The organism is Psychrobacter sp. NPDC078501 (assembly GCF_044900935.1).
Taxonomy (GTDB): domain Bacteria; phylum Pseudomonadota; class Gammaproteobacteria; order Pseudomonadales; family Moraxellaceae; genus Psychrobacter.
In genome coordinates this window covers 80690-95321 of the sequence record NZ_JBJDOS010000006.1, presented here as the reverse complement: position 1 = coordinate 95321, position 14632 = coordinate 80690, and the positions used below count along the sequence as shown (strand labels likewise).

The window sequence follows — 14632 nt, the reverse complement described above, 5'->3', positions numbered from 1 at the left end:
TTCAAAATAAATGGCTGTCTATAAGAGGTAATAAAGATAGAATAATAAATATGAGTATCAAAAGATATTCATTAAATGAGATTGTTTTGTTAGTCATGTCATTATTCAAGCGATTGTGTTTTTCAGAACAAAGTCAGCAATACAGCAAAGTAGTGACAGTCTAAAATGCAAAAAGCGACCTATTATAAGGTCGCTTCTGCTTACATTCATATCTGTAATATCTGATCTAAGCGCCTTGGTTTTGACGTTCTTTGATTTCAGATAAGGTTTTGCAGTCGATACATTGGGTAGCGGTTGGACGTGCTTCAAGGCGACGTAATCCAATCTCTACACCACAAGTCTCACAAAATCCATAGTCATCATTTTCGATTTCTAACATAGATTTGTCAATTTTGCGGATAAGTTTGCGCTCACGGTCGCGAGTACGTAATGCCAATGCAAACTCTTCTTCTTGAGTGGCACGGTCATTGATGTCTGGCATGGCGCTTGACTCATCTTGGATGTAGTTTTTGGTACGATCCGCTTCGCCAATCAGTTGGTTTTTCCAATCCAATAAAATAGCCTTAAAGTGCTCCAACTGCGCATCAGACATATACTCTTCGTCTTTGGCCGGCACATAAGGAGTAAATTTAACTTCACTCGGATTCGTGGTCAGGGTGCTCATATGGGTATCCTACTTTTTCAAATTAATTCAATAAAACGACGTATCAAAAGACAAGACGTTATTAATGCTACAAACGCTACAATTTGTCCTTTTATCAAACGTTTCACCACTTGGTAATACAAGTAACACAGCTGATCAAATAATATCGTAGACTTTATATCTTGACAGTTATATACCGATTGTTAGATAGGTTGTTATATAAACTTCGGTATTTAATAATACTGTCTAAAGCATGCCGTAGGTCATTGATTGTGAAAACTGAGCTTGTGGTTAATGGGCCATCCTAGCTATCGTGCAGTGACTTCATATTAGATATTTGGCCACCCTTGCTTTATTTCATAAGTTGTATCATTGTTTGTAATAATAATGAAGTGATTTTTTATATTGAATGCATCTTTTATTTGTTCATCACTGCATTTTTGATTAGGAATTATTGACGAAAGCTATAAGTATAAAGGGTTATAGCTTTTACTAGTACCAATAATTCTGGGCATCAAGTATCCAGTCTTTCAACCCAGCTTGCAACTGTTCCATTGTTGGCTAATTGCAACCAGCGATATCCTGGTAATGCATGTTCATCATAAGAAAAATCATCTTCGTAGGGTTTGAACTGATAGCAGGTGGATGGCGTGCTGTACACCGTGACGCCTTGGCGCAGTCGAACTTGCTCTTGGTGAGTATGCCCACTAATCACCACTTGTAGCTGTTCAAATGGTGCCATATGCTGCCAAAAACTCTCAGTGTTTTCTGCCATATGGGTATCAATCCAGTCAGAGTCAACTGGAACAATATGATGGTGTAGGGCGATTAATGCGGGCTTATCACAGGTGCTGAGTCTCTCACATAACCAATTGATATCAGTAGGCGTAATCTCGCCTGCGACCTTACCAGAAATGGAGGAGTCTAATAACAACAGCTGCCAGTATTCAGTCTCAATGACATGACGACTTAACAAACGTGAGTCAGCAGGCTGAGCGACAAGCTCTCGCTGAAAAAACGGCAAGTCTTTACCATTCTCGTCCGTCACATCATGATTACCAGCAATACAAGCAAAAGGAATCTGAGTCGCCTGTAATACAGTAAAGATATGATCATAAATTGAAGACTTTACTCGATTGACCAAGTCACCAGTCACAATAATCAAATCACAGCGAATATCTTCACTAAGCGCCTGTTGAAGCACGGCTTCAAAACTATGCTGACAAGTCACGTCATCACTATAGGTATTACTCTCATCAACAAGGACAGGCGTCGATAAATGCAAATCAGTAATCTGTAAAATATTTATCGTTTGGTCAGAGGTGCTTAACTTATTGGCAGGATAATTTGGCATTGGTTCAGTCCCTTATCGAATCACAACAATAAGTATTGTTAGCGCGAGTCTGGATAAATGAGCTACTATTTTTCACTGGGTATTTATAATCATCATGAATCTACTATAAAAGAGCACAGCGTTTGCCTAGAGCTTACTTTGACTCGAATCAACGATATTTATACTATCAACTAGCAATAGCAAATTTAAAGTCTAGAGCCACCTTATAGTATTATCGAGCTAAAGCATTCATTATATTAATAAAATAAAGTCGAACAAAAAGGTAGCGAAAAACAGTCATGTTTTATTTATTATAACGTATTTACAGCGACGCTAACTAAAGTTTTATCTTTATTAGCTTCGAAAAAATGAGTGCAGTAAAAAATAAAGCAGCTAATATCAAGACGATAGAAAGACCTGTCTGAATATCTAGCCAAATACTACCCCACACACCAAGTGTCACACCTAGTTGAGCGATTATCAACGCTATAATCACCATTTGTTTTGGCGATGCCGACCATAGACGTGCGGTCAGTGCAGGTAACACTAATAATCCGCTGATTAATAGACTTCCAACCGCTTGTAGTGCAATCGCACAAAACCCTGCCAGCACACCCATAAAAAACAGCCGTTGCCGTGTTGGGTTGATACCTTGAATACGTGCCAATGCTTCATGCGTTGCCAGCTTGATTTGCGCGGGCCAAATATAAATAAGCAGTCCCAAGCCAGCTAACACGCTACCAGCAAGCAAAGGCAAATCTGCCCAATCAAGGTCTAGCAAGTTGCCGAATAAAAACCCGAGCACATTGGCCTGTTGGTCAGTCAATTGGGTCAAAGCCAGTAAGCCTAGGCACAAGAGCGACACTGACACGACTGCCAATACAGCATCCACTGGCAGACGCTCATCATCAATCAAGACCAGTCCCAGCACGACCATGACACTGATCAATGCAATGCCGATACCCATTGGCAGTTGCCACCACACAGCCAAAGCCACACCTAACAACGTGCCATGGGCTAAGGCATCAGCGAAGAACGCCATGCGCCGCCATAATACTAAGCAACCTAACGGCGCTGATAACAACGCTAATATACTGCCAGCGATCCAAGCAGGCGCAATGATGGCTAACCAAGCAGTCATAATAAATGTCCGTAAAATTTTTATAAAAGAGTAAAGCCGTATTATTTATATGTTTGATATTTTGGCTTTAATGAGCTAGATTTTAGCGATTTCGAGCCTTGATTACTAACGCTATAACTCGCTTGGTGCATGGTGTTCACAGGCATGGGGCTGATGCACGTATGGTTGTTCATAATGATGACCAAATAGCTTTTGAAATTCAGTACTAATAGCCAGCTCGCTTGGTTGTCCTTCACAGCAAATATGCTTATTCAAACAAATGACGCGGCGGCTGCCTTTCATGACCCAATGCAAATCGTGAGACACCACCAGCATGGCGCAACGTAAGAAATCAGGCAGCTCGTCAATAAACTGATATAGCCAAACTTCAGTCTCAGGATCGAGACCTTGCATTGGCTCGTCTAAAATAAGCAAGTTGGGTTTGTCTAGTAGCGCTCTGGCCAATAGTACGCGCTGCGTCTCACCACCTGATAAATGCAACATCTGCCGTGACAGTAAGTGCGTTAATGATAAGTTATCAAAGATAAACTGCCGCTGCTCAGTGGTTAGACGTTTCTTATCTGCTTGCCCCAACAAATCGCAAACGCGCAGTGGCAATATCGGTGGCACAGCAAATCGCTGCGGTACGTAACCAAGCTGTAGCGGCTGATGTGCTGTCATAGAGCCATCAGTTGACTCAATCAAACCTAAGATAAGTTTGACTAGCGTTGACTTACCAGCACCATTGGGACCGATAAGGCTGACCGTCTCATTAACAGCAATGTCAATATCGATGTGAGAGAGCAGACGTTGAGGCCCGATATGATAACTGATATTGTTTAAGCTCAATAATTTGTCAGCATTACTCACAGTACTGCTATTCGCAACAGCAGTATTTGACTGATTAGAAGGTAGGGTAGAGGTATTCATAATATGACAACGCATAGGTAAATAGACAATCGACGAATCATGCTTAAAACGTTTACACAAACTATAGTAGCTTTAATTTTACTGGCAAGCTTGGCAACGACCGCTAAGCTCAATGACGCTACGCTCAACCACAAACCCCACATCTTGCTCGGCAAAGCTCATCATTTCCTGAACGGGCAGGCTGCTGCATTCTTGCACTCGTTGACACTGATCGCAGATTAAGAAGGCAGCTGTATGCTGGGCGCGAGGATGACAGCAAGGAACATAAGCATTAATAGAGGTTAACTGATGAATCAACCCTTCACTTAGTAAGAACTCTAAACTGCGATAAACCGTCGGTGGCGCGACATTTTTCGGCGCGCGTTTTTTGGTTGTCTTAGTGTCCACTGACAGTGTCGGTGAGCTCGCTACTTTTTGAATATCGCTATCATCAGGTATAGACAGTCGCATTTGCTGCAACTGAGTGATTAGGTCATAAGCGCCAACGGGCTGATCTGCCTCTAAGACCAATTGGTATATCTGCTGACGCAAAGGCGTAAATCGCGCGCCATTTAGACGGCAATGCTCTTTAGCTGCTGCTAAGCGTTCATGGACATCATGCGGAGTCAGATCTTGCACATCATGCAAATGTTCGCAGATCGATGAAGTAATAGACATGGTACAAGTTCCTAAAAATAGCATGGTAATCGCATGACATTTTTTATGATAGCGTTTTTTATTGTTATAGTATAACATACTAAAATAAGAACTGAGTTAATTGTCTTATAGTAGTCTTGTATATCTACTCTTTTCACAGGAGTGGGGCAGGACACTATTACTTATACGTTCGTTATCCAACAATGCTATCTAACAATAAAAGAGCTTACTATGAACGCTGTTTTTACTTACTCCGTACGTTCGCTTATCACATTACAGCGCTTGCTAATGACAGGACTGATAGTTCTAGGAACTTTCACACTGAATGCACAAGCTGCAACGGTCAGTGTTAGTAATTATCCGCTATTCTTGTTAAGTGAAGCAGTAACAGAAGGCGCGCCATCAGCCAATCGACTATTGCAAGCGGGGGAGGTGGGTCATCATGGTAGTATCAGCCCAGGTGATATCAAGGCAATCAAAGACAGCAAGTTCGTCGTATGGTTCGGTGAGCCGCTAGAAAACAATCTAGCAGCAAGCCTAAAAACAGCCCCGAATGCCATTGCTTTATTTGAGTTTGATGCATTCAATCGTCATCCATTACGTGATGTAAAGGGCGACGCTATCGCGGGCACACTAGATCCACATATTTGGCTAGATCCTGAAAATGCCAAAGCCATTACTCGTGCATTGGCTGTAATTCATAGCCATGCCAATCCGCAATATAAAGATCTATACCAAGCCAACGCGAAAAAATTTGCACAGCAACTAGACAAAGAAGTTACTGCATTTGAGCAAACCTCTATTCAAAGTGCCTCAAAAACACGACCTTATTGGGCTTATCATGATGCTTATCAATATATCGAAGACAGCTTACACTTAACGCTCGTAGGTAGCCTTAGCGTGGATCATCATCTATCACCCAAAGCAAGCCAACTCCGTTGGTTGAAGGAGCAGCGCCCAGCCAAGCAAATGTGTTTGGTTAGTCCAAGTGAGCCAGCAAAAGGCTTACTTGCGAAATTGCAACCAGTGAAAAGTACGGTACAACCCGAAGATATGAGTAGTAGTGATGACTTTATCAGCGGTTGGCAGAGTATGGCCAAACAGATATATCAATGTATCTCGTAATGTAATCAAGAACAGCAATTTGCTAGGATTGTTTAAGTTGGTTGTATAGCTTCGCTTCAAGCATTTATTACAGACTAAATAATATAATAATCTTAGCAAAATGCGTTAGGTGACTGATAAAAGTCATATTTTACTTGCTTAATAGTTACGCTCTACCTATAATAAGTAGCGTTTTATTTTGGCCGAAAGGTAATGCCTGTAGAGTAAGTCATTCACGGATAAAATTATCATAAGTATGATATATTGTCCCAATGCTGTAAGGGCTATAGGAATACCGATGACCAAGCCTGCCAAACGCACGCAAAAAGACAAGATTGGCATTTATATTAAACGACAAGCATGGATACTATTTATCCTTATTATCATTGCTTGGATAGTAGATACTATTTGGCTACATAGTGAGCTTACGATAGCAAAAAGCGCTGCAATTGGTGCGCTACTAAGTTTTATCACTCAAGCAGTATTTGCGTTTTTTATTTTTTGGTACACCGGATATCGCGCGCGCCAACACATCGTTAGCCAGCTATATCGGGGTCAAATGTCAAAATGGTTATTGACCGTGTTTGGTTTTGCACTAATTTTTATTACCGTACAACCCCTATCTGCGCCAGCGCTGTTTATCGGTTTTATGGTAATGCAAATTAGTCACAGTTGGATGTTGTGGCATATACGCTAGCGCTAATAAATGATCGCTAAACAGATGGTTTATTAATAGTACTGGCAAGTCACCCTGCCGTCCAGCTTCTCTATGACTAGTTCGAAAAGTCGAAGCACAACGCTGTCTTAGGATAGCACCAGTGATTATAAAGACCGCACTATGAGTCTCAATGTTAGACGTAGTATGCAGTGAGAGGGTAGGGGTTATTCAACTATCTGTATTGCTGATAATTAGAGTACTGTTATCTAATTATGGTTAGTAGCTATATTAGCAAGTAAAACTGGTGGCTAACTTATTCATACAGTGGATAAAAAAATCACAATTGACTTTACACGAATACAACGCTGCATTAATATAGGCGGCTAAATATTTTGCTTATAAGCGCTACATTAAGCGCCGATCGTAAAAAAACGGTCAGTGGGCAAGCACATATATAATAATTTTGCGTATAAAAATGCAAGGGCTATTACTGAGTTATCATAAGCCCTTTTTTGATAGCTAAAATTTATCTCACGCTATCAAATACTGCATATTAGTAATAGAACTATGGGTTGGATGTTGTTGGTTACATGAGTGATTTAGTACGGTTTATTTGTCTGCTTAATAGCAAGATAGATATAAATACTACACCTCATCAGATGACAACCATATTTTTGGTAGTTGATTAAATCGTTGATTAATAAGAAGCTTACATTATGGCATCCGAGCAAACATCATCAGAATATATCTCTCACCACTTAACGAATTGGACGTATGGCTATCTGCCGGGCGAAGGTTGGAAAGTTGCTCATACTGCTGAAGAAGCAGGGGCAATGGGCTTTAACGCTATCCATCTTGATTCTATGCTATGGTCGATTGGTCTAGGTATCTTATTTTGCGCCGTCTTTTGGATGGTTGCCAAAAAAGTCACTTCAGGCGTGCCAGGAAAAACTCAGGCAGCAGTTGAGATGATCGTTGAGTTTGTTGATAACAACGTTCGTGATTCATACAGTGGTACATCAAAACTGATTGCGCCATTGGCGTTGACCATTTTTGTCTGGATCTTTTTGATGAACTTGATGGATTTGATACCTGTTGATTTCATTCCAGGTATTGCTGGGCAAATCGGTGCCGCTATGGGCCATGATCCACATCATGTTTTCTTTAAGATTGTTCCAACGACTGATCCTAACATCACGCTTGGCATGTCGTTCTCTGTCTTTGCACTGATTATCTTTTATAGCATTAAAGAAAAAGGTTTGGGCGGCTTTATCGGTGAGTTAACACTACATCCGTTTGGCGCCAAAAACCCAATCGTACAAGCGATTTTGATTCCCATCAACTTCATCCTAGAAGCAGTTACTCTAATAGCCAAACCTGTATCACTTGGTTTGCGTCTATTCGGCAACATGTATGCTGGGGAATTGATTTTCATACTGATTGCTCTAATGCCGTTTTGGATTCAATGGGCGTTATCGGTACCGTGGGCTATCTTCCACATCTTAGTTATTACACTTCAAGCGTTCGTATTCATGATGCTGACGATAGTTTACATGTCGCTTGCATCATCAACTGAACATTAATTAGACATTCAATAGGTAAATGAGGATACATCAATGGATCCAGTATTAGGTGGTTACACAGTTATCGCAGTAGCACTACTTATCGGTCTTGGCGCACTTGGCACAGGTATTGGTTTTGCTATTCTAGGTGGAAAATTCTTAGAAGGCGTTGCGCGTCAACCAGAGCTTGGCTCACAATTGCAAACTCGTATGTTCATCGTAGCAGGTCTTCTTGATGCTATTCCGATGATCGGTGTTGGTATTGCTATGCTATTGTTGTTCGCTAACCCTCTAGCAGGTTAATCCGAAAGCTCAGTTGTAAATGTTTGGTATTCGGAGACTTTCTATCAAATATAGTCAAGATTTGACTACCAAACATGATCAATGAAACTGATTTTTCATTAACAAAGAGGTGATCACGTGAATATCAATTTTACCCTCGTCGGTCAAGCCATTGCTTTTGCAATATTTGTGATTTTTTGCATGAAATTCGTGTGGCCACCACTTATCGGTGCCATCAATGAGCGTCAGCGTAAAATTGCTGAAGGTCTGAATGCCGCAGAAAAAGCAAAAGCAGATTTGGCGACCGCGGAGCAAAATGTCCAGCAGGAACTTGATCTTGCAAAGACCAAGGCTGCCGCTCTAATCGAGCAAGCGAACAAGAGTGCCAATCAGCTCGTCGAAGATGCAAAATCGCAAGCCCAAGCGGAAGGCGAGCGCATTCGTCAACAAGCGCAAGCATCTATCGATCAAGAAATCAATCAAGCGCGTGAATCATTACGTGCCCAAGTTGCTGAACTGGCTGTACTTGGTGCAGAGAAGATTTTGCAAGACAAAGTCGATGTGCAAAAACATGCCAGTATGTTAGACCAACTGGCGGCGAAGCTGTAATTGTGAGGATATAATGGCTGACTTATCAACCTTAGCACGACCGTACGCTAAAGCCGCGTTTGACTATGCCAACGAAAACGGCGCAGTCAACGAGTGGGAAAACTTCTTACTTGTTGCTAGCACTGTTGTCAATGACAAGTCGTTCAGTACTTGGCTAGACAATCCAGCTGTTTCTGCTGAGCATAAGTCAGCTGCTTTGGTCGATCTTTATGATACGCAAGTAGCTAGCGCTAATGATTCTGCTTTTAAGCAGTTATTAAGCGAAGCTCAAGGGACTAGCCTTGACAGTAACGTAAGCTATCCAAAAGTATCAGTAGCACTTAGTAACTTCGTTAAACAGTTATCAGAACAAGAGCGTCTGGCGCTGCTTCCTGAAGTTTATGAGCATTATCGCCGTCACAAGGCAATAAGCTTAAAGCAGCTTGACGCATATGTGACCTCTGCCTACCCATTGACTGATGAACAGCGTCAAACGCTACAAACGCGTCTTGCTGCCTCGCTAAATGCTAGTGTAGTGATTCACGAATCAGTTGATCCAAGTCTATTGGCAGGCGCTACAATCAAAGTCGGTGACAAAGTCATTGATGATTCGATGCGCGGCAAGTTACAACAGTTAAAAACACAGCTAACTGCCTAATGCCAATCATCAATACAGTCAAATATTGACTGTATGATTATAAGAGCAATTAAGTCAGTGGGCGGGTTATCATAAATTAAAGGAAACAAGGCAATGCAACAATTGAATCCAGCGGAAATCAGTAACCTGATTAAGCAGCGTATTCAAGACCTTGATGCGGGTGCAACTGCAAAGAATGAAGGCACGATTGTCAAAGTATCTGACGGTATCGTGCAGATTCATGGTCTTGAAGATGCCATGTACGGCGAAATGATTGAGTTTGAAGGCGAAATCTACGGAATGGCTCTAAACTTAGAGCGTGATTCTGTTGGCGCGGTAGTACTTGGTGATTACCTAAAGCTGCAAGAAGGTCAAAAAGCCTATTGTACTGGTCGTATTCTTGAAGTACCAGTAGGTCCTGAGCTGTTAGGCCGTGTTGTTGATGCTTTGGGTAATCCTATTGATGGCAAAGGTCCTATCGATGCCAAGATGACTGATAAAGTCGAAAAGATCGCTCCAGGCGTTATCGACCGTCAATCAGTAGATCAACCAGTAATGACTGGTTATAAAGCCGTTGATACTATGATCCCAATTGGTCGTGGTCAGCGTGAGCTTATCATTGGTGACCGTCAGACTGGTAAAACAGCGATGGCTATCGATGCGATCATCGCACAGAAAGCGTCAGGCATTAAATGTGTATACGTGGCTATCGGACAGAAACGTTCGACTATCGCTAACGTCGTACGTAAGCTTGAGCAAACTGGTGCACTAGAATATACCACTGTTGTGGTTGCTTCAGCATCAGAGCCTGCAGCACTTCAGTATATCGCACCGTACTCAGGTTGTACGATGGGCGAATACTTCCGTGACCGCGGCGAAGATGCACTGATTGTATTTGATGACTTATCAAAGCAAGCAGTTGCTTACCGTCAGATTTCACTACTATTACGTCGTCCGCCAGGTCGTGAAGCTTATCCTGGTGACGTATTCTATTTACACTCACGCCTACTTGAGCGTGCATCACGTGTAAATGCTGATTATGTAGAAAAGTTCACTAACGGTGAAGTGAAAGGTAAAACTGGTTCTTTAACCGCTCTACCAATCATTGAAACACAAGCTGGTGATGTATCTGCATTCGTACCAACTAACGTGATTTCGATCACTGATGGTCAGATTTTCCTAGAGTCTAGCTTATTCGCCTCAGGTATCCGTCCAGCAGTAAACGCTGGTATCTCGGTATCTCGTGTTGGTGGTGCCGCTCAGACTAAGATCATCAAAAAGCTATCTGGTGGTATTCGTACCGCTCTAGCTCAGTATCGTGAACTAGCAGCATTCGCTCAGTTTGCATCAGATCTTGATGACGCAACTCGCGAGCAGCTTGATCATGGTGAGCGTGTGACTGAATTGATGAAGCAGAAGCAATATCAGCCGATGTCAATCTCTGAGCAAGCAGCCGTTATCTATGCTTCAAACGAAGGCTTCTTAGCTGACGTACCTGTCGAAAAGATTGGTTCTTTCGAAGAAGCGTACCTACGTTATATGCATGATGAGCAAAGTGAATTGATGCGTGAAATTGATGACACTGCGAACTACAATGATGATATCGCAGGTCGTTTAAAGTCATCTCTAGAGACCTTTAAACAAAATCACAGTTATTAATTTAACGGGTTAAGCCGAATTGGTTATAACTGTAGCTTAGAGCTGATAAAGTGGCGCGTTGTCTGACCAGATATTTGCGCCACTGTTTTAACCATTACCGGTATTAGATCGCGTAATGCCACAAGATATAAAATGTTATTCTGTAGGATTGATGTTGTATATCGAACGATTGTCGCATGCGCCAATGCTTTTTAACCCTCTTATATTGGAATCATTATGGCAAGCTTAAAAGAGATACGTGCCAAAGTCACCAGTATTAAAAGCACCCAGAAAATTACTCGTGCTATGCAAATGGTAGCGGCAAGTAAAATGCGCCGTGCACAAGAGCGCATGGAAGTGGGTCGCCCGTATGCTGATAGTATGCGCCGGGTTATTTCACATTTGGTGCATGCCTCATCAGACTACAAACATCCGTATATGGTATCGCGTCCAGTCAATAAGGTTGGCTATATTGTCATTACCTCTGACCGTGGCCTAGCGGGTGGTTTGAATATTAACTTATTCAAAGCCCTAACTAAAAGTATCCAAGATTATCAAGATCAGTCTGTACAAGCTGAGTTTGCAGTCATCGGTGCCAAAGGTGTGAGTTTCTTTAAAAACTTTGGTGGTAAAGTTACATCGGCTGTGACCGATTATGGCGATAAACCAACGTTTGAACAATTAAATGCACCGGTTCAAGCGATGCTTGAAGACTATAGTAACGGCAATATTGACCGTATCTATGTGGTCTACAACCGATTCGTCAATGCGATGACTCAGAAACCAACAGTCAATCAGTTGGTTCCTCTACCAGAGCAGTCATTTGATGATGAAGACAGTGGTCTACAGACAGAACTTAGCTGGGATTATATCTACGAGCCTGACATCAAGACTTTGATTGATGAATTGCTTGGTCGCTATATTGAGTCGATTGTTTATCAAGCGGTAATGGAAAACATTGCCTCTGAGCAGTCTTCACGTATGGTTGCGATGAAAGCGGCAACAGATAATGCTGGTGACCTTATTAACGATTTACAGTTGGTTTATAACAAGCTGCGTCAAGCGGCGATTACCCGAGAAATCTCGGAAATCGTTGGCGGTGCTGCTGCTGTTTCATAATTGACTACACCTATATATAGAAGTTCAAGGAGAACGCAATGAGTAGCGGTCGTATTGTACAGATTATTGGCGCGGTTCTTGACGTTGAGTTCAACCGTAATGAAGTTCCTCAAATTTTTGATGCCTTGCAAGTAGATGGTACCGAAACTACCCTAGAAGTACAGCAACAGCTAGGTGATGGTATCGTACGTACTATTGCAATGGGTTCAACCGAAGGTTTAAAGCGTAACCTACCTGTTACTAATACTGGCGCACCTATCTCTGTGCCTGTAGGTACTGGTACGCTAGGTCGCATCATGGATGTTCTTGGTCGTCCTATCGATGAAGAAGGTCCTGTTGTTGCTGACGAAAAATGGTCTATCCACCGTGAAGCGCCAAGCTACGCGGATCAGTCAAACAGCACTGAGCTACTAGAGACTGGTATTAAAGTTATCGATCTACTTTGCCCGTTCGCTAAAGGTGGTAAAGTTGGTCTGTTCGGTGGTGCTGGTGTTGGTAAAACCGTTAACATGATGGAGCTGATCAACAACATCGCTCTAAAACATGAAGGTTTGTCAGTATTTGCTGGTGTTGGTGAGCGTACTCGTGAAGGTAACGATTTCTATCACGAAATGCAGGAAGCTGGCGTTGTAAACACTGAAGACTTCAGTAAGTCTAAAGTAGCAATGGTATATGGCCAGATGAATGAGCCACCGGGTAACCGTTTACGTGTTGCACTGTCTGGTTTGACCATGGCTGAGTACTTCCGTGATACCAAAGATCCTGTTACTGGCAAAGGTCGTGACGTACTATTGTTTGTTGATAACATCTACCGTTATACACTAGCGGGTACAGAAGTATCAGCACTACTTGGTCGTATGCCGTCAGCGGTTGGTTATCAGCCAACACTAGCTGAAGAGATGGGCTTACTGCAAGAACGTATTACGTCAACTCAGTCAGGCTCTATTACTTCAGTTCAAGCGGTATACGTACCTGCGGATGATTTGACCGATCCATCACCTGCTACAACGTTTGCTCACTTAGATGCAACAGTTGTACTAAGCCGTGATATTGCATCACAAGGTATCTATCCTGCGGTTGATCCATTGGATTCAACATCACGTCAGTTAGATCCACAAGTAATCGGTGAAGATCATTACAATGTTGCTCGCGGTGTTCAGGAAGTTCTACAGCGTTATAAAGAGCTTAAAGACATCATCGCTATCTTGGGTATGGATGAGTTATCAGAAGAAGATAAGCTGGTTGTTTATCGTGCTCGTAAGATTCAGCGCTTCTTGTCTCAGCCATTCCACGTAGCCGAAGTCTTCACTGGTGCACCTGGTAAATACGTACCACTACGCGATACCATTGCTAGCTTTAAAGCAATCATCGCTGGTGAATACGATGACCTACCAGAGCAAGCGTTCTACATGGCTGGTAGCATCGATGAAGTAGTCGCTAAAGCTGAAAAAATGAAGTCTAAGTCAGCGTAAGTTGTATAAGCATAAGCTAACGAGTAGATATAATATAAATCTTGTATCTACTCTTCAGTAACGCATCGCAGTTTTACTGTTTTTTGATCGCGCTTTGATGGTAAGGAATTAAGTATGGCAACGTTACAATGTCGCGTCGTAAGTGCTCGTGAAGAGTTGTATTCAGGCGAAATTAGCATGTTAATAGCTACTGGTACCGAAGGCGAGATTGGTGTATTGCCAGGTCACACACCGCTTATTACTTTGCTAAAGCCAGGTGCAATGCGAGTGCAAACACCAAACGGTGAAGAAGAAGTAATTTACGTCTCAGGCGGTGTACTAGAAGTACAGCCTAAGATGGTTACGGTATTGGCTGATACAGCCATGCGTGCACACAATCTTGACGAAAGCAAAATCGTCGAAGCACGTAAAAAGGCTGAGCAAATGCTAGTTAACCAGTCTGATACACTACAAACTAATGCGGCTTTGGCTTCACTTGCAGAGTCAGTAGGACAATTACAGACTATTCGTAAGTACAAAAACCGCGCGTAATTTATTACTGATAGCTCTAGCTAATCGTCTAGAGTTATCGCTAGAAGTAATAATAAAAAGACAGTCCATTATATGGGCTGTTTTTTTATGTCTACTCATTATGAAATTAACTGTTCTGCAGTAAATACATATAGTTATGACTTGTCTATTATTTATGGCAGTTCAATCTATTCTCAAGAAAAATCTTTTATTATCAATGAATCATCGCCTATTAGAATTTTCTTAAAAAGACACTGGCGACAACGTTAATATATGGTTATATTAGACATAACGTATTATAAGTAACGAGCAGTAACTGTACGCGATAATGTTGGCTCGATGGTTTGGATAATTAGCAACCGATAGATAATACAGATTGCGATGTACTGACAAAGTAATT

15 protein-coding genes are annotated in these 14632 nt (G+C 42.0%); 10 read left to right on the top strand and 5 right to left on the bottom strand.

Translation table 11 applies throughout. From position 1 onward, the window contains the following. Positions 1 to 226 precede the first annotated feature (226 nt). From dksA to ACI2IW_RS10850, 5 genes are all read right to left on the bottom strand, one after another. Positions 227 to 664, bottom strand: coding sequence for an RNA polymerase-binding protein DksA (gene dksA, locus ACI2IW_RS10870; RefSeq protein WP_057762021.1), 438 nt, complete (start codon positions 662 to 664; stop codon positions 227 to 229). A 493-nt stretch (positions 665 to 1157) separates the two neighbouring features. Then, the gene (locus ACI2IW_RS10865) at positions 1158 to 1997 is read right to left on the bottom strand and encodes a metallophosphoesterase (RefSeq protein WP_404693641.1); all 840 of its coding nucleotides are present in this window, start codon (positions 1995 to 1997) and stop codon (positions 1158 to 1160) included. A gap of 316 nt (positions 1998 to 2313) precedes the next feature. Next, complete coding sequence (locus ACI2IW_RS10860) at positions 2314 to 3117, bottom strand: metal ABC transporter permease (protein WP_114701802.1); 804 nt, start codon at positions 3115 to 3117, stop codon at positions 2314 to 2316. A 111-nt stretch (positions 3118 to 3228) separates the two neighbouring features. Beyond that, entirely contained in the window at positions 3229 to 4026 is a 798-nt protein-coding gene (locus tag ACI2IW_RS10855) for a metal ABC transporter ATP-binding protein (protein WP_404693640.1), read from the bottom strand. Between the two features lie 78 nt (positions 4027 to 4104). Then, positions 4105 to 4683, bottom strand: coding sequence for a Fur family transcriptional regulator (locus ACI2IW_RS10850; RefSeq protein ID WP_404693639.1), 579 nt, complete (start codon positions 4681 to 4683; stop codon positions 4105 to 4107). A 210-nt stretch (positions 4684 to 4893) separates the two neighbouring features. On the opposite strand from ACI2IW_RS10850, the gene ACI2IW_RS10845 reads away from it, so the two are divergent. The 10 genes from ACI2IW_RS10845 to ACI2IW_RS10800 all read left to right on the top strand — a co-directional run bounded on the left by ACI2IW_RS10845 (position 4894) and on the right by ACI2IW_RS10800 (position 14253). Next, on the top strand, positions 4894 to 5787 hold the full coding sequence (locus tag ACI2IW_RS10845; RefSeq protein ID WP_404693638.1) for a metal ABC transporter solute-binding protein, Zn/Mn family: 894 nt from the start codon (positions 4894 to 4896) through the stop codon (positions 5785 to 5787). Positions 5788 to 6064: 277 nt separating this feature from the next. Beyond that, positions 6065 to 6463, top strand: coding sequence for an ATP synthase subunit I (locus tag ACI2IW_RS10840; protein ID WP_102093133.1), 399 nt, complete (start codon positions 6065 to 6067; stop codon positions 6461 to 6463). Positions 6464 to 7140: 677 nt separating this feature from the next. Next, complete coding sequence (atpB, locus tag ACI2IW_RS10835) at positions 7141 to 8007, top strand: F0F1 ATP synthase subunit A (RefSeq protein ID WP_101205957.1); 867 nt, start codon at positions 7141 to 7143, stop codon at positions 8005 to 8007. A gap of 33 nt (positions 8008 to 8040) precedes the next feature. After that, positions 8041 to 8289 carry a F0F1 ATP synthase subunit C gene (gene atpE / locus ACI2IW_RS10830; protein WP_010197960.1) on the top strand — a complete coding sequence of 83 codons (249 nt, stop codon included), beginning with the start codon at positions 8041 to 8043 and terminating at the stop codon, positions 8287 to 8289. 117 nt (positions 8290 to 8406) lie between these two features. Next, positions 8407 to 8877, top strand: a complete 471-nt coding sequence (locus ACI2IW_RS10825; protein WP_101205956.1) for a F0F1 ATP synthase subunit B — start codon at positions 8407 to 8409, stop codon at positions 8875 to 8877. Positions 8878 to 8890: 13 nt separating this feature from the next. Continuing rightward, positions 8891 to 9514, top strand: coding sequence for a F0F1 ATP synthase subunit delta (locus ACI2IW_RS10820; protein ID WP_057762004.1), 624 nt, complete (start codon positions 8891 to 8893; stop codon positions 9512 to 9514). Between the two features lie 93 nt (positions 9515 to 9607). Next, positions 9608 to 11152, top strand: coding sequence for a F0F1 ATP synthase subunit alpha (atpA, locus tag ACI2IW_RS10815; RefSeq protein WP_057762002.1), 1545 nt, complete (start codon positions 9608 to 9610; stop codon positions 11150 to 11152). 216 nt (positions 11153 to 11368) lie between these two features. Beyond that, complete coding sequence (gene atpG, locus ACI2IW_RS10810) at positions 11369 to 12250, top strand: F0F1 ATP synthase subunit gamma (protein ID WP_102093132.1); 882 nt, start codon at positions 11369 to 11371, stop codon at positions 12248 to 12250. A gap of 38 nt (positions 12251 to 12288) precedes the next feature. Continuing rightward, a complete protein-coding gene (gene atpD, locus ACI2IW_RS10805) occupies positions 12289 to 13722 on the top strand; it encodes a F0F1 ATP synthase subunit beta (protein WP_057761998.1) in 1434 nt (477 codons plus the stop codon). A 114-nt stretch (positions 13723 to 13836) separates the two neighbouring features. Continuing rightward, positions 13837 to 14253 (top strand): F0F1 ATP synthase subunit epsilon, encoded by a 417-nt coding sequence (locus ACI2IW_RS10800; RefSeq protein WP_057761996.1) that lies wholly within the window; start codon positions 13837 to 13839, stop codon positions 14251 to 14253. Positions 14254 to 14632 lie beyond the last annotated feature (379 nt).

Bases quoted from the DNA above. Each gene is read 5' to 3' on its own strand.
- dksA (WP_057762021.1), bottom strand. From the start codon at position 664: ATGAGCACCCTGACCACGAATCCGAGTGAAGTTAAATTTACTCCTTAT.
- ACI2IW_RS10865 (WP_404693641.1), bottom strand. From the start codon at position 1,997: ATGCCAAATTATCCTGCCAATAAGTTAAGCACCTCTGACCAAACGATA.
- ACI2IW_RS10860 (WP_114701802.1), bottom strand. From the start codon at position 3,117: ATGACTGCTTGGTTAGCCATCATTGCGCCTGCTTGGATCGCTGGCAGT.
- ACI2IW_RS10855 (WP_404693640.1), bottom strand. From the start codon at position 4,026: ATGAATACCTCTACCCTACCTTCTAATCAGTCAAATACTGCTGTTGCG.
- ACI2IW_RS10850 (WP_404693639.1), bottom strand. From the start codon at position 4,683: ATGTCTATTACTTCATCGATCTGCGAACATTTGCATGATGTGCAAGAT.
- ACI2IW_RS10845 (WP_404693638.1), top strand. From the start codon at position 4,894: ATGAACGCTGTTTTTACTTACTCCGTACGTTCGCTTATCACATTACAG.
- ACI2IW_RS10840 (WP_102093133.1), top strand. From the start codon at position 6,065: ATGACCAAGCCTGCCAAACGCACGCAAAAAGACAAGATTGGCATTTAT.
- atpB (WP_101205957.1), top strand. From the start codon at position 7,141: ATGGCATCCGAGCAAACATCATCAGAATATATCTCTCACCACTTAACG.
- atpE (WP_010197960.1), top strand. From the start codon at position 8,041: ATGGATCCAGTATTAGGTGGTTACACAGTTATCGCAGTAGCACTACTT.
- ACI2IW_RS10820 (WP_057762004.1), top strand. From the start codon at position 8,891: ATGGCTGACTTATCAACCTTAGCACGACCGTACGCTAAAGCCGCGTTT.
- atpA (WP_057762002.1), top strand. From the start codon at position 9,608: ATGCAACAATTGAATCCAGCGGAAATCAGTAACCTGATTAAGCAGCGT.
- atpG (WP_102093132.1), top strand. From the start codon at position 11,369: ATGGCAAGCTTAAAAGAGATACGTGCCAAAGTCACCAGTATTAAAAGC.
- atpD (WP_057761998.1), top strand. From the start codon at position 12,289: ATGAGTAGCGGTCGTATTGTACAGATTATTGGCGCGGTTCTTGACGTT.
- ACI2IW_RS10800 (WP_057761996.1), top strand. From the start codon at position 13,837: ATGGCAACGTTACAATGTCGCGTCGTAAGTGCTCGTGAAGAGTTGTAT.